This window comes from Bacillus sp. JS, assembly GCF_000259365.1.
In the GTDB taxonomy this organism is placed as follows: Bacteria; Bacillota; Bacilli; order Bacillales; family Bacillaceae; genus Bacillus; species Bacillus stercoris.
Genome location: NC_017743.1, coordinates 3396800 through 3418426 on the forward strand (window position 1 = coordinate 3396800; position 21627 = coordinate 3418426).

The following is a 21627-nucleotide window of genomic DNA, read 5'->3' on the forward strand; positions in this document are numbered from 1 at the left end:
GCATAAATTACCGGGAAAAAATCGTTCTGTAAGGCAGAACCGATGAATCAACCGGCATAAGCAAATAACTGTAAAGAAAATAACAAACAACGATAGCAATATAGATAAGAGCGTTCGATTTTTCATCAAATATCCTGACGAAATAAGGGACTAGGATCATTTGATACAGGCCGAAATAAATATTGAATCTGGCAAAAATCACGTCCTTTGTGGCCAAAAGGCCGAACAAAAAACCTAGCAGGCACAAATTGACGACAATATCAATTTGCGGCCACAGACTCCGCAGTCGTTCTTTATAGCAAAATGCAAGGAACAGCGGCAGAACCAAAACAGCGATTTTGATCACATTCATTCCATTTGTGTTTGTCATGAGCCATTTTTCATAATGGCTGTATGAGCTGTTTTCAAGTACAACGACAAACACAGAAATAAATTTTTGATATAAAAAGGTCATGCCGAGAAATAAAGCGGATAGGCCGAATATTGCCGGAGACCAGGCTTTTCTTCTGACAATAAAGTACACTGGAATCATAATCAGCGCGGACGAATGAAAGAGCGAGCTGACCAGCACAATCAGGAAATATCGCTTCCAGTTCCCGCTGATGATATAACGGAGCGCCCAAAACAAAACAGCTGCCACCATGTATTGCCTGATGCCGTTAAAAGACGCGTAATAATGAAAGGTTCCCAAAAATAAAAAGACACTCAGCTCAAACGGCCTGCCATAGTCGGCGAGTGTCTTCATAATAAAGCTATAGGTCACGACCGCAACCGTAATATACATGATTTGCGGATCTTCTGTGATAAAATTCATCAGCCAAAGGAGTGCGGTAAACCCCGGATCTGTCGCTGTTTTCGCTGTGCCGAAACCGAATATCTGCCACACATTTTGATAATCGCCCGCCAATTCGTACAGCAGCGTGTACGTCTGAAAATCCGTGCCAACTCGATAGCGGAGGCCTGACACGACCACAAGTGAAGCGAGCGGAATCCAGATCAAAAGCTTATTCGGCCGATACCCCGTGGCAAGCGAATCGTCACGGCCGCCGCACATTTTAGCGAACCAAGACCAAACAAAGACAATCCCCATATTGACGGCATATACAATCATCGGTTATTGTCCTTTTCCGTGCGGATGTTGTATACATTCAGCAGCGCTCCTACATTTTGCTGTGCATCGTAGCCAAGTTGGGCGAGTGTTTCCTTGATGAGCTCGCGCTTCGGCCTGCCTGCGGCGGCCGCTCTTGCAATGGTTTCAGCCCAAACGCTGATCGGCTCAGAGAGACTTAATCTTGTGACAAGCCCGAGCCCGGCGTCGACTTTTTCTGTAATGCTGTCTGAAATGATGCATGGAAGCCCCGATGCCTGCGCTTCCACAAGCACAACCGGCAAGCCTTCGTACAGAGACGGCATGACAAATACATCGAATGTACGCATCAATTCATGAATGCGGTCTTCAGTGCCTAAAAAGAGAACCTCTGACAACAGATCCTGCCGCCGCGCCTCCTCCTCTATCTCCCCTCGCAACGGCCCGTCTCCTGCGAGAACAAGCTGAAAGCGAACGCCTCTTTCTTTGAGATGTGCGGCAAGCTTCAGGAGAAACGCATGGTTTTTCACTTCATGAAACCGGGCCACATGGCCAATGATGAGCCGGTCAGCTGCAATACCGCGGGCTGTTTTTTCTTCATCAGCCGCCTGCCCATTTGGGGCGAACAGCTCAAGATCAATTCCGTTCGGAAGGAGGTGAACACGCTCCCGCTCCATGTTGGACTGTCCAAATAAAAACCTGCCCGCATCCTCTCCGCAGGCACACAGCGCTGTCGCATTCGCCAAGATGAGCCGCCTGAACACCATCAGCTGCAAGCGATCCTTCCAATTGAAGCCGGTCTTCCAAGACGTATTGTGGGAATGGCAGACCCTGATCGGCACTCCGGCGAGCCTTGCCGCAAGGGCGATAAAACCCGTTTGGAAATCTGTATGCGCATGAACGGCGCTGAACGGCCCGTTTTCTTTTATCGCGTTACTCACATTCCTCACAAATGTAAGGGGATTGCTTTGCCCAATGCTCGGGACATAAAAAAGCCGCCCGCCTAAGGATAAAATCTCTTCATCGTAAGCGCACGGATCATTTCGATACGTTAAAAAATCAAATTGTACTTTGCTTCTGTCCATTTTCCGATATAAATTCATCACCATGGTTTCCGCGCCGCCCCTGTTCATGCCGCTGAGAACATGGAGCACGCGTTTTTGGCCGCTATTCATGCTTGACAAGCCCTTCCTTTTGGTTCATTACTCTTTTTTTGTGGTAGCGATTCATCACGGCTGCGGGCATAAACGCGCGGATTAACGGTTTTGCGATATATATGTAATCAGATATAGGAAGCTTCAAGCGTCTGCACGCCTCATAGACAAGAATGGCATTGTCAATCGAATACGTAAATGACCGCCGTTTGAATGCATCGCTGTCTTCCCTCACTTTATACAAGGCTTCCTGAAGATTATAGCCCCTGAAGCCCTCTTCAAAAAAGCGAAGCCACAAATCGATATCCTCCATTCGTCTCGTCCTGCGCACCGATCGGTAGCCTTTCAGCGTGCGGTAGGCACTCGCTCTCATCATAATCGTGCCGTGGCAAAATGGGGTCCCTTTTGCCATGACGCCCGGCTCCGGAACAGAAGGCAGGATGCGGGTGCCTCTTACGCCAAATTCATCAAACACAAGCATGCCGGTGCCAACCACCTGATAGTGGCGGTGTTTTTCTAAAAACGCGACCTGCTTTTCCAGACGGCGCGGAAACGAAAGGTCATCTCCGTCCTGACGTGCGATATAATCGCCTGTCGCATGCGAAAGACAATGATTTAATGATGCGGCAAGCCGCTTGTTTGTTTTGTTTCGAATCAGTTTGATGCGGTCGCTATAATGAGCGGCATACTGCTTCGCGATGCGGAGCGTGCCGTCTGTTGACGCATCATCGCACAAAATCAGCTCCCAATTTTTATAGGATTGGCTGAGTATGGATTCTATGCTTTCTGCCAACGTGCGCTCGCAATTATAAATGCCCATAATGACAGAAACTTTCGGTCCTGAGTTCATACGCTTTTCTCCTTTGTATCCATATCCATGTACGCGGAATAAATATCTGCCATTTCTTCCACCGTTCGCGCCTCCGAAAAGCGCAAGGCTGTTTTTCGGCCTTCCTGTCCCAGCTTTCGGCAGAGTTCCGGCTTATGGTAAAGCTGTTCAATCCGGCGGGCAAAAGCAGCACTGTCACCGATTTTGACCAGAAAACCGTTTTCTCCGTCGCGGATGATTTCCCGATGCCCGCGGTTATCTGTGGCGATCGCCGGTTTTTCCGCCGCCATTCCCTCAAGCACATTCATGCCGAGGCCCTCTCTCATGCTGGATGCCACAGATACATCCGCAAGCTGAATCAGCTCATGTATGTCACGGCAAAAGCCATAAAAACGGATATTGGCGGAAGCGCCAAGCTTTTCAGCTAACGTTCGATACGTTTGTTCCATTGCCCCTTCCCCGGCAAACACAAGGCGGAGCGAAGGAATGTTTTCTTTCAGCAAGGCTGCGGCTTCAATTAACAGCTTCTGATTTTTGTTCACATTAAGCTCAGCCGGATAAACCAATATAAAATCATCTTCACGGAATCCGTGTTTTTCTCTGAGTCTTTGCTGCTCTTTCGGGCTAACAGGCCGGAAACGCTCAGTATTGACGCCAATGCCGTGAATTTTCTGCGTCCTTCCGCCCGGCCTTTGAAGTCCTTTCGCCCGTGTGTAATCCTCTTCATTGATCGTGATCAGGCAGTCCGTATATGCTGAAAGCCACTTTTCGACCGGATAGTATAGAAGCCAATTTTTCATCGGTGCCCCTTTGCAGAAGTGAAAGCCGTGCGCTGTGTACAGCACCTTCGTTCCGCACCGCCGCGCCTGCCGCGCCGCCAGCCTGGCGAGAACGCCGCCTACCGGTGTATGGCAATGAACCATGTCGTATTCATGGGTGTCGATCACTTTCTTCAGCTGCCTATAAACGGACAGATTCTGAAGGTGAAAAGGTGACCTGCGAATCGGGATGGAGAATTTCTCATCCACATACGGCAGCTTGGTTTGTCCGCTCGCGGCGACATGAACCTCCCAGCCCATTCGCTTGAACCATTTAAAATAAGGGAGGTGAAAGGCCTTAAAATGATAATCAACAGTCGCGCAAAACAATATCTTTTTCGTCATTTTCACTCCCCCTAATGAACACTGGCAGCCGTCATGTTGTCTGATGTATTGATTGCCGCAAACAGCCTCGCTCTCAGGTCGGCTTCCGACAGTTCAGTGAAATCCTCGATAAAGCGCATCAGCACCGGCCAGTCGCCGTCTACCGCTTTGCCGATATGAATTTTTGGAAAGACTTGTTCAGCGTGGACTTCATTTTTGTTCAGTAATTCTTCATACATTTTTTCGCCGGGACGAATGCCTGTGAATTCGATTGGAATCTGCTCTGTCGTGTAGCCTGACAAATGGATGAGGTTTTTGGCCAGATCCACAATCTTTACGGGCTCCCCCATATCGAGAACGAAAATCTGGCGCCCTTTCGCCAATACCCCAGCCTGAATCACAAGCCTTGATGCCTCGGGAATCGTCATGAAATAGCGGGTCATTGCCGGATGTGTTACTGTCACAGGGCCGCCTTTTTCAATTTGTTTTTTGAAAATCGGAATGACGCTGCCGCGGCTCCCGAGTACATTGCCGAAGCGGACAGCGACAAATTTGGTACTGCTGACTTTTCCAAGATTCATAATAATCATTTCCGCGAACCGTTTTGTCGCCCCCATTACATTGGCTGGGTTCACCGCTTTGTCTGATGAAATCAGCACGAATGTCTCAGTTCCCGACATATCGGCTGCTTCCGCGACATTTTTTGTTCCGATAATATTGTTTTTGACCGCCTCTTCAGGATTGTGTTCCATTAAAGGGACATGCTTATGGGCAGCTGCATGGTAGACAACATGCGGCTCGTACTTTTTCATCAAGGTAAACATTTTATCGCGGTCCTGCACATCAGCGATTTCCGTATGGAGCACAATGTGTTTGCCGAATCGTCCATTCAGCTCTGTATAAATCGAATGAATGCTGTTTTCCCCATGGCCGAGCAGAATGATTTCCTTAGGCAAAAACGCGCTGATCTGCCGGCAGATTTCCGAGCCGATTGATCCGCCCGCTCCCGTGACGAGAACTGTTTTTCCTTTGATGCGGTTTGAAATTTCGCTAGTGTCGAGGGTCACCGGCTTTCTGCCGAGCAGATCCTCAGCTTTTACATCTCTGATTTGTCCGGCAGTTCGTGTGCCGAGCAGCATTTCCTCAAAATGAGGCATAATTTTAATGCTTACTCCGGTTCGCACACATTCTTTATATAACACCTGAAGCTCATGGGTGCGGAGTGAAGGAATGGCAATAATAATATAGTTAATTTTGAGCTTTTGCACCGCAGGCATGATACTTTCTTTTCCGCCGATTACGGGCAGCCCCATGATTTCTAATTTATGTTTCGTTTGATCGTCATCAATAAAAGCAACAGGTATGATATCAGGTTCATCTTTCGAAAGCAGCTGCCTGACCATCAGAGTCCCACCCGAGCCCGCCCCGATAATCAGCGCGCGGGACGAGGCGCAGCGTTTTTTTCTAATGCTTTCGTTTAATACTCTGGATAAAATACGGGTCCCTCCAATGGACAAAAGCTGAAGCACCCAGCACGCGGTTAACAGACGAAAGAACATCGTATGATACACAGCATACTGAATGACGCCGGTCACAGCGGCGGAAAGCGTAATGCCTTTAAGCAGGACAAGCAGCTCGCCGAGCCCGGTGTATGTCCACACCTGTTTATACTGATTGAACAGGAAAGCACACACATGATAGCTGAGGAGCAAGCTGACAGCGGTAAGCAGTAATGCTCCGGAGTCATAAAATTGATAGGAATCTTTTAAAAATTGATATCCTGCAATAACTGAATTTAAAACGAGGTAAGTATCCAGCGCAATAATCATTGACAGTCTTCTCCGGTAACTCAACCTATTCCCCCCTAATTCTTTTATCGGTTTAGCTGCGGCGGTTTTCGTCTCTCCAAAACATCGGCAGCAGCTAAACCGACAACACGTCCTATGTATATATCAGATAAGTGGGCATTTAACCCATCCTCACGCCCCGCCAGCGACGACCAGCATCTAAGGCAGCAACTTCAGCTGCCCACAGCAGAGCCGAGTGCCTCCATTGATACAGGTCAGGAGACATCACCTTTCCAAAAACTAGTAGGAATAGTGTTCCGATTTTTTCATTTTCTTTTTGTTTAAAAGAGCGCCTAACAGCTTCGCATTGGATTGTTCCAGTGCATCTTTTGCTTTCAGGACGGTATCGGTTTTTGTTTTTCCGCTTAAAACGACGAGCACGCTGCCGTCTGTCTGATTTGCCAGAATCTGAGCATCGGCAACAGCCAAAAGCGGAGGGGAATCAAAGATGACGAGGCTGAATTGTTCATAGATGTCAGATATTAAATCTCCCATTGCTTTTGAAGACAGCAGTTCTGCCGGATTTGGCGGGGTCGGCCCGCTTGTCAGGATGTATAAGTTATCGATCGGCGTCTTTTGCACCGTCTCACTGAGTGAAGCATTACCGACCAGCACATTTGTCAGCCCGGTTACATTCTCAACCTGAAACGTCTGATTGATGGTCGGCTTTCTTAAATCGGCATCCACCAGCAGTACTTTCTTTTCCTGCTGCTGCGCAAAGACAGCTGCAAGATTCGCTGCACTGAACGATTTACCTTCACCAGGCACAGAGGAGGTGACGAGGATGGATCGCAAGTTGGTCTGGACAGATGAGAACTCAATGTTTGTCCGGATGGTGCGATATTGTTCCGCAACAACTGATTTATTGTGTAAAACAGATATTTGAGCCAAACCTCGCCTTGCTTTCTTTTTTCTAAAGATCACTCGCTTCACTCCCCGAAATGTTTTATCCCGCGATTCCGCCCTTTTTGAACATCAGGAACGGAGCCTAAGCATGGCAATCCGGTTCTCTCGCTGAGCTGCCGTGCGCTTTTGCACGTATCATCGAGAAAATGCAGAAAAAATGCCAGTGTAATGCCGCCCATGACAGCAGCGCCAAGAGCCATGACCATATTTCGCAGCCGGGCCGGCTTGATCATCGGGCTTTCCGAAGCCTTCGCCTCTGATAATATATGTACGCCTTGTACATTCATTCTTTCATCTACTGCTCTTTCAAACTTGTTCACTAATGTGTTCGCAATCTCAGCCGCTTTCGCCGGATCGTGATCCTGGACGGCAACGGTGATAATTTCTGATTCATTTTCACTGCTGGTGATTACTTTTCCTTTCAGCGAGGAAGCCGATTCAGATAGGTGCAATTCCGCCTTGACCTCTTCCATCAAGGCAGTGCTTTTCATAATCGATTGGAACGTGCTGCTATACTGAAGATTTCGCTGGATGTCACTGAGATTCGAGTTTTCTTCACCGTCTGATTCATGAATCAGCACCTGTGTCGACGCCTGATAGGTCGGTGAAATAACCTTAAATTGCACAAAACCCGTAATCAGGGTAACGCCGATTGTGATGAGCAGAATCAGCACGAATCTGTGTCTGACAATCGCATATAATTCTTTAAAACTCATATTCTCATTCATGTATTCATAGCCTTCAGCCTTCCCGCGGCTGGCTTCCCGCGCCCCTTTCTGTTAATGATTGGATTATAAAAGAAAATAGTATTATTTAAAAATTGCAAAATAAGCCAATAAGTTCTCTTTAGAGAACAAAATCATGATTTTCCTCTAATTTACTGCACTTCCCTTATTATTTTAAATTTTATAAAGAACGAATAATTCCTTATAATGAACAAAATAACGACAGGAATAGAGGAGAATTTCACATTATGATTGGAAGAATTATCCGTTTATACCGTAAAAGAAAAGGCTATTCTATTAATCAGCTGGCGGTTGAGTCAGGCGTATCCAAATCCTATTTAAGCAAGATTGAAAGAGGCGTTCACACGAATCCATCCGTTCAATTTTTAAAAAAAGTTTCGGCGACACTTGATGTGGAATTAACAGAATTATTTGACGCAGAAACCATGATGTATGAAAAAATCAGCGGCGGTGAAGAGGAGTGGCGCGTACATTTAGTGCAAGCCGTACAAGCCGGAATGGAAAAGGAAGAATTGTTCACTTTTACGAACAGACTCAAGAAAGAACAGCCTGAAACGGCTTCTTACCGCAACCGTAAACTGACGGAGTCCAATATAGAAGAATGGAAAGCGCTGATGGCGGAAGCAAGAGAAATCGGCTTGACTGTCCATGAAGTCAAATCCTTTTTAAAAACGATGGGAAGATGATGATCGGCTAGAGGGCTAACGTTCGCACCTTCAGGGTAAATCTGTTTATAATGGGTGAAAAAGGGAGAGGACACAATGACTCATCAAACAGTAACGACTCAATACGGCAAAGTAAAAGGCACAACGGAAAACGGCGTACATATATGGAAAGGCATCCCCTTTGCCAAACCGCCTGTCGGACAATTGCGTTTTAAAGCGCCTGAGCCGCCTGAAGTGTGGGAAGATGTGCTTGATGCTACAGCCTATGGCCCTGTTTGCCCGCAGCCGACTGATTTGCTTTCACTATCGTATGCTGAACTGCCGCGCCAGTCCGAGGATTGCTTGTATCTCAATGTATTTGCGCCTGACACTCCAAGTCAAAACCTGCCTGTCATGGTGTGGATTCACGGCGGCGCTTTTTATCTTGGAGCGGGCAGTGATCCATTGTATGACGGATCAAAACTTGCGGCGCAGGGAGAAGTCATTGTCGTTACACTGAACTATCGGCTGGGGCCGTTTGGCTTTTTGCACTTGTCTTCATTTGATGAGGCGTATTCCGATAACCTTGGGCTTTTAGACCAAGCCGCCGCACTGAAATGGGTGCGGGAGAATATCTCAGCGTTTGGCGGTGATCCCGATAACGTAACAGTATTTGGAGAATCCGCCGGCGGCATGAGCATTGCCGCGCTGCTCGCAATGCCGGCGGCAAAAGGCCTGCTCCAGAAAGCCATCATGGAAAGCGGCGCTTCTCGAACGATGACGAAAGAACAAGCGGCGAGCACCGCGGCAGCCTTGTTACAGATCCTTGGGATTAACGAGAGCCAACTGGATCAATTGCATACGGTTTCTGCAGAAGATTTGCTAAAAGCGGCGGATCAGCTTCGGATCGCAGAAAAAGAGAATATCTTTCATCTGTTTTTCCAGCCCGCCCTTGATCCGAAAACACTGCCTGCTGAACCAGAAAAAGCAATAGCAGAAGGGGCTGCTGCCGGCATTCCTCTATTAATCGGAACAACCCGTGATGAAGGATATTTATTTTTCACCCCTGATTCAGACGTTCATTCTCAGGAAACGCTTGATGCTGCACTCGAGTATTTATTAGGGCAGCCGCTGGCCAAGAAAGCCGCCGATCTGTATCCGCGTTCTCTGGAAAGCCAGATTCACATGATGACTGATTTGTTATTTTGGCGCCCGGCCGTTGCCTATGCATCCGCACAGTCCCACTACGCCCCGGTTTGGATGTACAGGTTCGATTGGCACTCGGAGCAGCCGCCGTACAATAAAGCGTTTCACGCATTAGAGCTTCCTTTTGTCTTTGGAAATCTGGATGGGTTGAAGCGGATGGCAAACGCGGAGGTTACGGATGAGGTGAAACAGCTTTCTCACACGATACAATCAGCATGGATCACGTTCGCTAAAACAGGAAACCCAAGCACCGAAGCTGTGAATTGGCCGGCGTATCACGAGGAAACGAGAGAGACGCTGATTTTCGATTCGGAGATTGTGATCAAAAACGATCCGGATTCTGAAAAAAGGCAGAAATTATTCCCTTCAAAAGGAGAATAAACATGAGGAAAACAGGATATATTGGTGCTGTCATTGTTGTGGCAGCTTGTATCATTATTTTATCGGCCGTGTTATGTTTACGGGACACAGCCTATTACCAGCCTATGCGCTGGACTGGCATCACACTGTTTTTCACGGGAATTATGATGGTTCCCACATACTCAGCAAAAAGAAAACCCGGAAAAGAGAAGTAAATCTCTTTTCCGGGTTTTGATGTTTCTTATAATTTTCCCGCGCGAATATCGTCTGTCATTCCTTCATAAGGAGCCTTCGAAATCACTTCTTCATTGTCGACTCCCTCATTTTTCAGAAATGTAATTTCCGCAAATTCAGGTACAACGTATTTTGGATACGTTTCATATTTTTCGCGTGATTCTTTCATCAAGTCAATGTGGTCATTTTGGTAGCACACTGTAATTTCAGGATGTTCATGCACCCATTTCGGGAAGAAAATAATGCCGTGCATGCGTTTTTCATTTGGCATAAAGTTTAATGAAACATCCGTACCAGTCGGCTCTGTCCAAGACACTTTATATACGCCTTCTGTCAGTTTGACAATATTCACTTCCTGATCCCGAACCCAGCGTCCGGCAACCATTCCGCTATGAATTCTATAATCAATTGTATGGTCGTTTTTAATATAAATCTCGTATTCCCATCCGTTTTCATACGTATAAATCATGTGGCTTCCGATAAAGTTTTCCATCTTTCACACTCTCCTTAGTCTTTTACTGTACTTCATAAATGTCTAGTCGAACGTAATCAGGGGTTCTTTCTGCGGAACCGATAAACAAGCGGTCATGCAGCCATTGATAGGCTTCACTGCCTGTTTCAAACGTCGGTACCGTACGAAAATAAACATGCTCCGGATCAATGATTTCCCCGGCTGCCGCTTGTTTTCGAAACGGCTCGCTGACTTGCCGTATTCCATTGTTTTCAATGTAAATCAGTTCATGATCTACTGTTTCGATTACATACCTGGCAGATAAATCGGTTCTGCCGTCAGCACGAATCATTTGCGAATCGGCGCCGCCCGGCAAAATACGTCCCTTTACTTTCCCGGTTATTGTTCCCGAACGAATCGAAATAAATCGTCTCAGCCCCAGGCCTGTCTCACCAATTGTGATAGGCGGATCAACCTTGATTTCTAAAGAGGCGAATGGTTTTAAAACCGGCTTCTTCAAGAGCACCACCTCACCTTCAGAAAAAAATCATGTAACTATTTACATGTTTACTTTAACACCATTGCAGTTAACTGTCAAACAATAGGAACATAAAAAAACAAGGACTGTTTGAAGACAGTCCTTGTCTGAAGCTAGCTTTGATACGCAAGATATGTGCTGACAGTGCTTTTTGCAAGACAGGCAGAGGAATCTATCATCGGAATCTCACTTTGAAAATGATCTAACACCGCATTTAAATCCGTGCAGGCTGAAATGATGATGTCTGCATGCTGACTGATTTCTTCATATAGCGTCTGCCACAATGCTTGTGTATGCTGCATATGATTTGGCTGTTTGATTGCGGCAATAAGCCGGTTCACAGCGTGCTGCCAATGGTCCTTGTGAACAACTTCTTGTCCATTTGCCTTCAGCCCATTTTGGTAGATGGCGGATTGGATGGTTGGCTCTGTTCCTAACACCACCGCTTTTTTTGCAAGATGCGGAATCTCTTTTATCGTTTCCTCAACGATATTTAACAAAGAAACCGACAATGACTGCTGAATCTCTTCATAGTAGACATGCGCCGTATTACAAGGCAGCGCAATGAAATCAACGCCTGTTTTCTCAAGCTTTACCGCTCCGTCGATAATCGCTTTCTTCATCTCATCATGGTCAATCGGACGATCTGCATAGAAGGGAGTCGGGCATGAATAGATCATCATGTGCGGATAGTCAATATCGTTTGAAGCCCCATACAGCTTCTGACAGTAATCAATCACCTTATCAATAAACGGCGAGGTCGATTTCGGCCCCATTCCGGCTAATATTCCGATCATCAAATTCATTCCTTTCTAATTCGTACGGACCGCTTCTTCCTCTGAGCCATCCTCATAGAGGATAAAGCTTTTCGCAGCATCCTCGCCTAACATAAACTCGACTTCAACAGACAATGCTCGCAGAAAAAAACGCGTTTCCGAGGAAGGGAATAACTCCAGTCTCAGCTGCCCGGTGATCTCCAAATAAAGCCGTTCATTCTCGGCTGTCACCTGTGCAGCCGTCCCATCCTGAAACAAGTAGCTGCCAACATAGCGGCTGTATATCGCCGTATCAATTGCTTTTTTCTTCTTATCAGCAGGACGTTCGGGGACCTCATATGGCTGGCCAAATAGAATATGTTCCGCCGCCTTCAGAATCGCTTGTTCATATTCAGTATCCTCTTCCTTATTACTCAAATAGATCAGCGTTTTACGATGATCGATATATCGGATCATCATCGTCGAATAGCCGGGCCATCCTCCGCTGTGGCTGACAACCCGCCCTTTTTCAGGACTGTTTTGCAGTACCCAGCCAAACCCATAATCAATTGTTTTTCCACTGTTGAGGCGCACTGGAGAAAACGCGGATTCCTTAGAAGCCTTGCTGATGAATTCGTCCTGGTATAAAGCCTGATCAAAACGAAATAAATCGCTTGTGACAGAGTTCACCGTCCCATCCCCTTGTATGCCATCAAGGTACACAACATAGTTCGTTTCCTCCAGGTCGTCTGGAAGGACGTATGTTTCGGAGTGTACATCATACACATATCCATATGCATAATGATCAATTCGCTCAGGCAAAAGCCTCCTGTTATACACTCTTGTTTCATTCATGCCGATCGGTGAAAAAATACTTGTTTTCATAAAATCCGCATAACTCATGCCAGATGCTTTTTCAATGATAACCGCCAGCAGAACATACCCTGTATTGCTGTACAGCCAGCCTTCATTCGGTTCAAAATAACCGGGCAGCCCCTCATTCATCAGCATATCGACAATATCCTGATTCACCGCAATCTTGTTTTGATCCCAATTGGCAAAAAACCAACCTATATAATCAGGAAGCCCCGACGTATGGTTCAATAAATGCCGAATCGTTACGCCCTGATACGGAAAGCCAGGCAGCCAGCGACCCACTTGGTCTTCATAGCTGAGAATCCCCTTCTCCTCCAGCAAGATGATTCCCAAAGCTGTAAAAGGCTTCGACAGAGACGCTAACTCAAACAAAGAGTTGGTTTGCAACGGGCGTTTTTCCGTCATTTCCGCATAACCAAAAGAGTGATGATATAAAATATCGCCACCCTCCGCAGCCAGAACCGTCCCGTTAAACTGATGTTTTTCGCCTAATGTCTCAAATAACGTCTGAAGATGCTTTCTTTTATTCTGCTTCATTTCTCCACCTCCCATAGCTTTGTACGTTACCAGGCTATGAACGTTTCAAATATTTTGAAATATCCCTCAGTTAGAGATCCTTTTTAATCGATCACGTATACACGCTGTATACTTTTATTTAGTGGAATGAAATCTTGTGCAATTTTCTGAATGATTATAAAAAAGGCAACTTTATGCCTATGCGACAGAGGCAATAAAAAATGCAGAGAACGAAAAGAAATTGATAGATATTTTAGTTCCTTAGACCTGTAATCTTTACATCCGTTTATGTTTTTCTATCAAACAAAAGAGGAAAATAGACCAGTTGCAATCCAAACGAGAGTCTAATAGAATGAGGTCGAAAAGTAAATCACGCAGGTTTGTTACTGATAAAGCAGGCAAGACCTAAAATGTGTAAAGGGCAAAGTGTATACTTTGGCGTCACCCCTTACATATTTTAGGTCTTTTTTATTGTGCGTAACTGACTTGCCAACTTCAAACAGGAGGGCTGGAAGAAGCAGACCGCTAACACAGTACATACAAAAAGGAGACATGAACGATGAACATCAAAAAGTTTGCAAAACAAGCAACGGTACTAACCTTTACTACTGCACTGCTGGCAGGAGGCGCGACTCAAGCGTTTGCGAAAGAAGCAACTCAAAAACCATATAAAGAAACTTACGGCATTTCCCATATTACACGCCATGATATGCTGCAAATCCCTGAACAGCAAAAAAATGAAAAATATCAAGTGCCTGAATTCGATTCGTCCACAATTAAAAACATCTCTTCTGCAAAAGGCCTTGACGTTTGGGACAGCTGGCCATTGCAAAACGCTGACGGCACAGTCGCAAACTATCACGGCTACCACATCGTCTTTGCATTAGCCGGAGATCCTAAAAATGCGGATGACACATCTATCTACATGTTCTATCAAAAAGTCGGCGAAACTTCTATTGACAGCTGGAAAAACGCTGGCCGCGTCTTCAAAGACAGCGACAAATTCGATGCAAATGATTCAATCCTGAAAGAACAAACACAAGAATGGTCTGGCTCAGCGACATTCACATCTGACGGTCACATCCGTTTGTTCTACACTGACTTTTCCGGTACACATTACGGCAAACAAACACTGACAACTGCACAAGTTAACGTATCAACATCAGACAACTCTTTGAACATCAACGGTGTAGAGGATCATAAATCAATCTTTGACGGCGATGGCAAAACGTATCAAAATGTACAGCAGTTCATCGATGAAGGCAACTACAGCTCAGGCGATAACCATACGCTGAGAGACCCTCACTACGTAGAAGATAAAGGCCACAAATACTTAGTATTTGAAGCAAACACTGGAACTGAAGATGGCTACCAAGGCGAAGAATCTTTATTTAACAAAGCATACTATGGCAAAAGCACATCGTTCTTCCGTCAAGAAAGTCAAAAACTTCTGCAAAGTGATAAAAAGCGCACTGCTGAATTAGCTAACGGCGCACTCGGCATGATTGAGCTAAACGATGACTACACACTGAAAAAAGTGATGAAACCGCTAATTGCATCTAACACAGTAACAGATGAAATTGAACGTGCAAACGTCTTTAAAATGAACGGCAAATGGTATCTGTTCACTGACTCCCGCGGATCAAAAATGACAATTGACGGCATCACGTCTAACGATATTTACATGCTTGGCTATGTTTCTAATTCTTTAACTGGCCCATACAAGCCGCTGAACAAAACTGGCCTTGTGTTAAAAATGGATCTTGATCCTAACGATGTAACCTTTACTTACTCACACTTCGCTGTACCTCAAGCGAAAGGAAACAATGTCGTGATTACAAGCTACATGACAAACAGAGGATTCTACGCAGACAAACAATCAACGTTTGCGCCAAGCTTCCTGCTGAACATCAAAGGCAAGAAAACATCTGTTGTGAAAAACAGCATCCTTGAACAAGGACAATTAACAGTTAACTAATAAAAACGCAAAAGAAAATGCCGATATCCTATTGGCATTTTCTTTTATTTCTTATCAACATCATAAAGGTGAATCCCATATGAACTATAAAAAAGCAGGCAAATGGCTAACCGTATTCCTGAGCTTTTTAGGAATATTGCTGTTTATCGACTTATTTCCAAAAGAAGGACATGACCAAAAAACAAAATCAACACAGAAGCCGGACTACCGGGCGGCATATCATTTTACGACGCCGGATAAATGGAAAAATGACCCTCAAAAACCGATCTATTTTGATGGCAAGTATCATTATTTCTATCTATATAACCGGGATTACCCAAAAGGCAACGGCACAGAATGGCGCCATGCCGTCTCAGAGGATTTGGTGCACTGGACCGATGAAGGCGTGGCGATTCCGAAATATACAAACCCGGACGGTGATATTTGGACCGGTTCCATCGTGGTGGATAAAGAGAACACAGCCGGCTTCGGGAAAAATGCGCTTGTCGCGATTGTGACACAGCCCTCAGCCAAAGACAAAAAACAGGAACAATATTTGTGGTACAGCACAGACAAAGGAAAATCATTCAAATTCTACAGTGGCAACCCCGTTATGCCTAATCCGGGCACAGACGATTTTAGAGATCCGAAAGTGATATGGGATGACCAGGATAACAAATGGGTCATGGTCATGGCTGAAGGATCAAAAATCGGCTTTTATGAATCCGATAATCTTAAGGACTGGCATTACACAAGCGGATTCTTCCCAGAGCAGGCGGGAATGGTCGAATGTCCTGACCTCTACATGATGCGGGCAAGCGACGGAACGAATAAATGGGTTCTCGGTGCGAGCGCGAACGGTAAACCGTGGGGCAAACCAAATACGTACGCCTACTGGACCGGAAGCTTCGACGGAAAAGAATTCACAGCGGATCAGACTGAAGCCCAATGGCTTGACTATGGTTTTGACTGGTACGGCGGTGTGACGTTCGAAGACAGCAAAAGCACAGATCCATCAGAAAAGCGGTATGCGCTTGCCTGGATGAACAATTGGGATTATGCCAACAACACCCCGACAATGAAGAACGGCTTTAACGGCACAGATTCTGTCATACGCGAACTCCGGCTGCAAGAGCAGGACGGAACATACAGCCTCGTCTCACAGCCGATTGAAGCTTTGGAGCAGCTGACTGTTTCAACTGACAAAATAGAGGATCAGGATGTGAACGGATCAAAAACATTGCCGATAACAGGTGATACGTACCAGCTTGATACGGATCTTTCTTGGTCAGAGCTAAAGAATGCAGGCGTCAGGCTCAGAGAATCTGAAGACCAAAAACGCCATATTGATGTCGGCATTTTCGCTGAAGGCGGCTATGCATATGTCAATAGAGCAGCCACAAATCAGCCTGACAAAAGCAATACCTATGTCGAAAGCAAAGCTCCTTATGATGGAAGCAAACGTAAGGTGCATTTGAAAATACTTGTTGATAAAACAACGATAGAAGTATTTGTTGGCGACGGGAAAACCGTTTTTTCAAATGAAGTCTTCCCAAAGCCTGAAGATAAAGGCATTACTCTTTTTTCTGATGGCGGCACAGCCTCCTTCAAAAATATAACAGTGAAACACTTTGATTCAATTCATGAATAAAAACAGGTGCAGCGCAGGCTGCACCTGTTTTTTTATTAAGGGCGGTATTCTCTGTTACATATTGGGCATTGTAAGGAATATAAGGCTGGTTTCGAAGGAGGAAGCGAATGTCTAAACAAGGAAATTTTCAGAAATCAATGTCTCTGTTTGATCTGATTTTAATTGGGATGGGAGCCATCTTTGGATCAGCGTGGCTGTTCGCTGTCAGTAATGTCGCTTCAAAAGCTGGGCCCTCCGGCGCTTTTTCCTGGATCCTCGGAGGAGCCATTATTTTGTTAATCGGGCTCGTATATGCAGAGCTCGGAGCCGCTCTGCCCCGTACCGGAGGCATCATTCGATACCCCGTTTATTCACATGGCCACCTTGTCGGCTATTTAATTTCGTTTGTCACGATTGTCGCTTACACAAGCTTGATTTCCATTGAAGTGACCGCTGTGCGCCAGTATGTGGCTTATTGGTTTCCCGGCCTGACCATTAAAGGATCTGATTCACCGACCATTTCCGGCTGGATCTTGCAGTTTGCCTTATTATGCTTGTTTTTCCTGCTGAACTATTGGAGCGTCAAAACCTTCGCTAAGGCGAATTTCATCATATCGATTTTTAAATATGTCGTGCCAATTACCATCATTATCGTGCTGATCTTTCATTTTCAGCCGGAGAACTTATCCGTTGAAGGATTTGCACCGTTTGGATTTACAGGTATTCAGGCCGCCATCTCGACAGGCGGTGTGATGTTTGCGTATCTCGGCCTGCATCCGATTGTATCTGTCGCAGGTGAAGTGCAAAATCCAAAGCGCAATATCCCGATCGCTTTAATCATTTGCATCATCGTTTCAACCATCATTTACACTGTCTTGCAGGTCACCTTTATTGGGGCAATTCCGACAGAAACGCTGAAAAATGGCTGGCCGGCAATAGGCCGTGAGTTCTCATTGCCGTTTAAGGATATTGCGGTCATGCTCGGGTTAGGCTGGCTTGCAACGCTTGTCATTTTAGACGCCATTCTGTCTCCCGGGGGAAACGGAAATATTTTTATGAATACGACATCTCGGCTCGTTTACGCCTGGGCGCGCAACGGGACATTATTTGGCATATTCTCAAAGGTCAATAAAGAAACGGGGACACCGCGCGCTTCACTTTGGCTTTCGTTTGCCCTGTCCATTTTCTGGACACTTCCCTTTCCTTCGTGGAACGCGCTCGTCAATGTCTGTTCAGTCGCGCTCATTCTTTCATATGCGATTGCACCTATTTCTTCTGCTGCGCTGAGGGTTAACGCGAAGGACTTAGACAGGCCGTTTTATTTAAAAGGAATGAGCATTATCGGTCCGCTTTCCTTTATATTTACAGCGTTTATCGTGTACTGGTCAGGATGGAGAACAGTCTCCTGGCTGCTCGGTTCACAGCTCGTGATGTTTTTGATCTATCTCTGTTTCAGCAAATATACGCCTAAAGAAGATGTCAGCCTCGCTCAGCAGCTGAAATCAGCCTGGTGGCTTATCGGGTTTTATATTATGATGCTGATCTTTTCCTACATCGGTTCTTTCGGACATGGTTTAGGGATCATCAGCAATCCCATCGACCTCATTTTAGTCGCGATCGGCTCACTGGCGATTTATTACTGGGCCAAGTATACCGGGCTCCCAAAAGCCGCCATTGATTATGATAAATAAAGAAGCAAGAGGTTTTCTTGCTTCTTTATTCTTTACAAACACATATACACGCGATAAAATGAATGAGAGTCAGTCATTTCTAGGAGGTGTTCCTCTTGCCAAAACAAACATCGGGCAAATATGAAAAAATTCTGCAGGCAGCCATAGAAGTCATTTCTGAAAAAGGCCTGGATAAGGCTTCTATTTCTGATATTGTCAAAAAGGCCGGCACTGCACAAGGAACATTCTATTTGTATTTCTCATCTAAAAATGCCCTCATACCGGCTATTGCAGAAAATCTTCTCACCCATACACTTGATCAAATCAAAGGCAGGCTGCATGGGGACGAGGATTTTTGGACCGTTTTAGATATATTAATTGATGAGACATTTCTCATTACAGAACGCCATAAGGATATTATTGTCCTCTGTTATTCCGGGCTTGCGATCGACCACTCCATGGAAAAATGGGAAACGATCTATCAGCCTTATTATTCCTGGCTTGAAAAAATCATCAATAAGGCCATTGCAAACCATGAGATAACGGAAGGAATCAATTCAAAATGGACGGCCAGAACGATTATCAACTTGGTCGAGAACACTGCGGAACGATTCTATATCGGATTTGAACAAGATGAAAATGTTGAAGTGTATAAAAAAGAAATCTTTACTTTCTTAAAACGAAGTTTAGGTACTGCTTAAAAAATGACTGGGTAACACCGCTCATTTTTTAACGCCCTAAAAATGACTGACGTTCATTCATAAATTAGAGAGGTGTTTCATTTGAATTGGGTTCTTGTTTTGATTGCAGGACTTTTAGAAGTTGTTTGGGCCTCTTCCCTCAAACATGCCGATTCGCTTTTGGATTGGGTCATCATTTTTATCTTGATCGCGATCAGCTTTCTCCTGTTGATCCGCTCTTATCGAAAAATCCCCATGGCCGCGGCGTACACTGTGTTTGTCGGAATCGGAACCGTCGGAACATATATGACCGGAATTGTTCTGGGCGAATCCTTCTCAGCAGCCCAGATGTTCTTTTTAGCTTTGTTGCTGGCTGGCATTTTAGGAATGAAATTATTTACGAAAGAAAGCAAATCTCAGCCGGGAGGTGAACAATAATGGCATGGTTTTTATTAGTGATTGCCGGCATAGAAGAAATTATAGCTGCCGTTGCCATGAAATATATTGATGGGACAAGAAAAAAATGGCCGATCATTGTGATGACGCTTGGATTCGGCTTATCCTTTTACTGCCTGTCCCAAGCGATGATCGTCCTGCCTGCCGGAGTCGCTTATGCCGTCTGGACCGGCATTGGCAGCATTGGCGTTTCGGCGATCGGGCTCATTTGGTTTAAGGAGCGGTTTCAGCTCTCACAGGTGATTTCTCTTTGCCTTATCCTAGCCGGAGTTATCGGCTTGCGTCTTACGTCTTCTTCATAAAATAAAGGCATATACAGCTGTATATGCCTTTGCCATTAAGCGTCGTGATGTTTTTGAAGATGAAGCGGCGGCGGGATGAGCCAGCCTTTGTTTTTTAGCAGCCTTAAGTATTTTGCGCCGGTTGCCGCTTTTGATATATGAAATTGCCCAAACATCATGGCAATATCCTCACGAATCGATTGCCCCATCATTTTGCTGCATGTCACAAGACCTGCAGCATTTTCCGCTGCCGCGGAGGCCGCCACATCCGGATCGAGAAACCGTGCACCAGGCGGAATATCGTTAAGATCTGCTGTCGGCGGTTCAGGAGAAGCCGGCGGCAGCGCCACCCCGTTTTCTTTCAGGATCGTGCTGACCTGTTTGATTTCATCTTGGCATTTCTCAATAGACTCACGAAGCAGCTTCTTCAGGTCGTCATCACCGACATGATTCAATAGCATCTGGTAATTGCCGACCATTTTATTGCCCGCCATCACATAACTCCACAAGCCGAATATCTCACCATAATGCATCGGTTCATCCTGCGGGTTTCCGCTTAAAATACCCATGTTCATCCTCCTCGCAAATTCAATATCGCACATCTCATAAACTGCCCGAGAGGAGGAAAATATATGTTGCAGCAAGAAAGATTTATGAAACAAAAAAGACAAGAGCGGCAAAATGCCAAACCCTTGTCTTTCCTGTTGTTCTATTGGACGCGCTCGGAGGGATTCGAACCCCCGACAGACGTGGTACCGGAAACCACCGCTCTATCCAACTGAGCTACGAGCGCATATGGACTGCGTTATGAGAACGTCAGCACAACTAATTATACGATAATTCCATTCAAATAACAACCCTCTATTTCGAGACACCACTTTTAAAATAGACACAGCATCTTAATTGGCAATTTGACATAAGATGGTTTGAACCCCTGTATTTTTGGGGAAAATGGGAAAAAGAGACGACTTTGCATATCAGGCCAGCTTTTTGTTTGACCTTTATTGACCAAAAATGTATCATGTAACTACATACTTACCTAAAAGGTGAAGGAGGAGCATTATGAATTTAATACCTACAGTCATTGAACAAACGAACCGCGGGGAAAGAGCGTATGACATTTATTCTCGTCTATTAAAGGATCGTATCATCATGCTTGGATCTGCGATTGATGACAACGTTGCGAACTCCATCGTGTCACAGCTTTTATTCTTAGCAGCAGAAGACCCTGAAAAAGAAATTTCTCTTTACATCAACAGCCCGGGCGGCTCTATTACAGCCGGTATGGCGATCTATGATACCATGCAGTTTATTAAACCGAAAGTATCTACAATTTGTATCGGTATGGCTGCGTCAATGGGCGCGTTCCTGCTTGCAGCCGGTGAAAAAGGCAAACGCTATGCGCTTCCAAACAGTGAAGTCATGATTCACCAGCCTCTTGGCGGTGCGCAAGGTCAAGCGACAGAAATTGAAATTGCCGCGAAACGCATTCTCTTGCTTCGCGACAAATTAAACAAAGTCCTTGCTGAACGTACTGGCCAGCCGCTTGAAGTAATCGAGCGCGACACAGACCGTGATAACTTCAAGTCTGCTGAAGAAGCGCTTGAATACGGCCTGATTGACAAAATTTTGACTCACACAGAAGACAAATAGTCACAACAA

At 45.5% G+C, this 21627-nt stretch carries 22 protein-coding genes and 1 tRNA gene; 10 read left to right on the plus strand and 13 right to left on the minus strand.

The window, feature by feature from the left end; all coding sequences use genetic code 11:
• Window positions 1–7: 7 nt before the first annotated feature.
• The 7 genes from epsG to MY9_RS17305 all read right to left on the minus strand — a co-directional run bounded on the left by epsG (window position 8) and on the right by MY9_RS17305 (window position 7693).
• Window positions 8–1111, minus strand: a complete 1104-nt coding sequence (gene epsG / locus MY9_RS17275; protein WP_014665451.1) for a biofilm exopolysaccharide biosynthesis protein EpsG — start codon at window positions 1109–1111, stop codon at window positions 8–10.
• Window positions 1108–2262 carry a glycosyltransferase family 1 protein gene (locus MY9_RS17280; RefSeq protein ID WP_014665452.1) on the minus strand — a complete coding sequence of 385 codons (1155 nt, stop codon included), beginning with the start codon at window positions 2260–2262 and terminating at the stop codon, window positions 1108–1110. Before MY9_RS17280 ends, epsG begins: the two co-directional genes overlap by 4 nt.
• Complete coding sequence (epsE, locus tag MY9_RS17285; RefSeq protein WP_014665453.1) at window positions 2255–3091, minus strand: glycosyltransferase EpsE; 837 nt, start codon at window positions 3089–3091, stop codon at window positions 2255–2257. Before epsE ends, MY9_RS17280 begins: the two co-directional genes overlap by 8 nt.
• Entirely contained in the window at window positions 3088–4233 is a 1146-nt protein-coding gene (locus MY9_RS17290; protein ID WP_014665454.1) for a glycosyltransferase family 4 protein, read from the minus strand. The genes epsE and MY9_RS17290 overlap by 4 nt, the downstream gene beginning before the upstream one ends.
• A gap of 11 nt (window positions 4234–4244) precedes the next feature.
• Window positions 4245–6065: a polysaccharide biosynthesis protein gene (locus MY9_RS17295; RefSeq protein ID WP_187360230.1), complete on the minus strand. Its 1821-nt coding sequence runs from the start codon at window positions 6063–6065 to the stop codon at window positions 4245–4247.
• Window positions 6066–6299: 234 nt separating this feature from the next.
• Complete coding sequence (epsB, locus tag MY9_RS17300; protein ID WP_040081747.1) at window positions 6300–6983, minus strand: protein tyrosine kinase EpsB; 684 nt, start codon at window positions 6981–6983, stop codon at window positions 6300–6302.
• A 5-nt stretch (window positions 6984–6988) separates the two neighbouring features.
• Window positions 6989–7693: a YveK family protein gene (locus MY9_RS17305; RefSeq protein ID WP_014665456.1), complete on the minus strand. Its 705-nt coding sequence runs from the start codon at window positions 7691–7693 to the stop codon at window positions 6989–6991.
• Between the two features lie 245 nt (window positions 7694–7938).
• Here MY9_RS17305 and slrR point away from each other — a divergent pair, with 245 nt between their 5' ends.
• The 3 genes from slrR to MY9_RS17320 all read left to right on the plus strand — a co-directional run bounded on the left by slrR (window position 7939) and on the right by MY9_RS17320 (window position 10136).
• Window positions 7939–8397: an HTH-type transcriptional regulator SlrR gene (slrR, locus tag MY9_RS17310; protein WP_014665457.1), complete on the plus strand. Its 459-nt coding sequence runs from the start codon at window positions 7939–7941 to the stop codon at window positions 8395–8397.
• A gap of 75 nt (window positions 8398–8472) precedes the next feature.
• Complete coding sequence (locus MY9_RS17315; protein ID WP_014665458.1) at window positions 8473–9942, plus strand: carboxylesterase/lipase family protein; 1470 nt, start codon at window positions 8473–8475, stop codon at window positions 9940–9942.
• A gap of 2 nt (window positions 9943–9944) precedes the next feature.
• A complete protein-coding gene (locus MY9_RS17320) occupies window positions 9945–10136 on the plus strand; it encodes a hypothetical protein (RefSeq protein ID WP_014665459.1) in 192 nt (63 codons plus the stop codon).
• Between the two features lie 26 nt (window positions 10137–10162).
• Here the strand turns inward: MY9_RS17320 and padC are convergent, their stop codons facing one another.
• From padC to MY9_RS17340, 4 genes are all read right to left on the minus strand, one after another.
• Complete coding sequence (gene padC, locus MY9_RS17325) at window positions 10163–10648, minus strand: phenolic acid decarboxylase (protein ID WP_003219868.1); 486 nt, start codon at window positions 10646–10648, stop codon at window positions 10163–10165.
• Window positions 10649–10670: 22 nt separating this feature from the next.
• Complete coding sequence (locus tag MY9_RS17330; protein WP_014665460.1) at window positions 10671–11126, minus strand: DUF3237 domain-containing protein; 456 nt, start codon at window positions 11124–11126, stop codon at window positions 10671–10673.
• Between the two features lie 131 nt (window positions 11127–11257).
• Window positions 11258–11941 (minus strand): broad specificity amino-acid racemase RacX, encoded by a 684-nt coding sequence (gene racX / locus MY9_RS17335; RefSeq protein WP_014665461.1) that lies wholly within the window; start codon window positions 11939–11941, stop codon window positions 11258–11260.
• A gap of 15 nt (window positions 11942–11956) precedes the next feature.
• Complete coding sequence (locus tag MY9_RS17340) at window positions 11957–13312, minus strand: serine hydrolase (RefSeq protein ID WP_014665462.1); 1356 nt, start codon at window positions 13310–13312, stop codon at window positions 11957–11959.
• A 538-nt stretch (window positions 13313–13850) separates the two neighbouring features.
• Here MY9_RS17340 and sacB point away from each other — a divergent pair.
• The 6 genes from sacB to MY9_RS17370 all read left to right on the plus strand — a co-directional run bounded on the left by sacB (window position 13851) and on the right by MY9_RS17370 (window position 19986).
• Window positions 13851–15269, plus strand: a complete 1419-nt coding sequence (gene sacB, locus MY9_RS17345; RefSeq protein ID WP_014665463.1) for a levansucrase — start codon at window positions 13851–13853, stop codon at window positions 15267–15269.
• 79 nt (window positions 15270–15348) lie between these two features.
• The gene (gene levB / locus MY9_RS17350) at window positions 15349–16899 is read left to right on the plus strand and encodes a 2,6-beta-fructan 6-levanbiohydrolase (protein ID WP_014665464.1); all 1551 of its coding nucleotides are present in this window, start codon (window positions 15349–15351) and stop codon (window positions 16897–16899) included.
• Window positions 16900–17006: 107 nt separating this feature from the next.
• The gene (gene aspP / locus MY9_RS17355) at window positions 17007–18569 is read left to right on the plus strand and encodes an aspartate/proton symporter AspP (RefSeq protein WP_014665465.1); all 1563 of its coding nucleotides are present in this window, start codon (window positions 17007–17009) and stop codon (window positions 18567–18569) included.
• Between the two features lie 95 nt (window positions 18570–18664).
• Complete coding sequence (locus MY9_RS17360) at window positions 18665–19249, plus strand: TetR family transcriptional regulator (protein WP_014665467.1); 585 nt, start codon at window positions 18665–18667, stop codon at window positions 19247–19249.
• A gap of 81 nt (window positions 19250–19330) precedes the next feature.
• On the plus strand, window positions 19331–19666 hold the full coding sequence (locus MY9_RS17365) for a QacE family quaternary ammonium compound efflux SMR transporter (RefSeq protein WP_014665468.1): 336 nt from the start codon (window positions 19331–19333) through the stop codon (window positions 19664–19666).
• A complete protein-coding gene (locus MY9_RS17370) occupies window positions 19666–19986 on the plus strand; it encodes a QacE family quaternary ammonium compound efflux SMR transporter (protein ID WP_014665469.1) in 321 nt (106 codons plus the stop codon). The genes MY9_RS17365 and MY9_RS17370 overlap by 1 nt, the downstream gene beginning before the upstream one ends.
• 35 nt (window positions 19987–20021) lie before the next feature.
• Here MY9_RS17370 and MY9_RS17375 read toward each other — a convergent pair whose 3' ends face one another.
• Entirely contained in the window at window positions 20022–20534 is a 513-nt protein-coding gene (locus MY9_RS17375; RefSeq protein WP_014665470.1) for a DUF3231 family protein, read from the minus strand.
• 148 nt (window positions 20535–20682) lie between these two features.
• Window positions 20683–20758: transfer RNA gene (locus MY9_RS17380), tRNA-Arg, on the minus strand.
• Window positions 20759–21027: 269 nt separating this feature from the next.
• Here MY9_RS17380 and clpP point away from each other — a divergent pair.
• Entirely contained in the window at window positions 21028–21618 is a 591-nt protein-coding gene (clpP, locus tag MY9_RS17385; protein ID WP_014665471.1) for an ATP-dependent Clp endopeptidase proteolytic subunit ClpP, read from the plus strand.
• Window positions 21619–21627 lie beyond the last annotated feature (9 nt).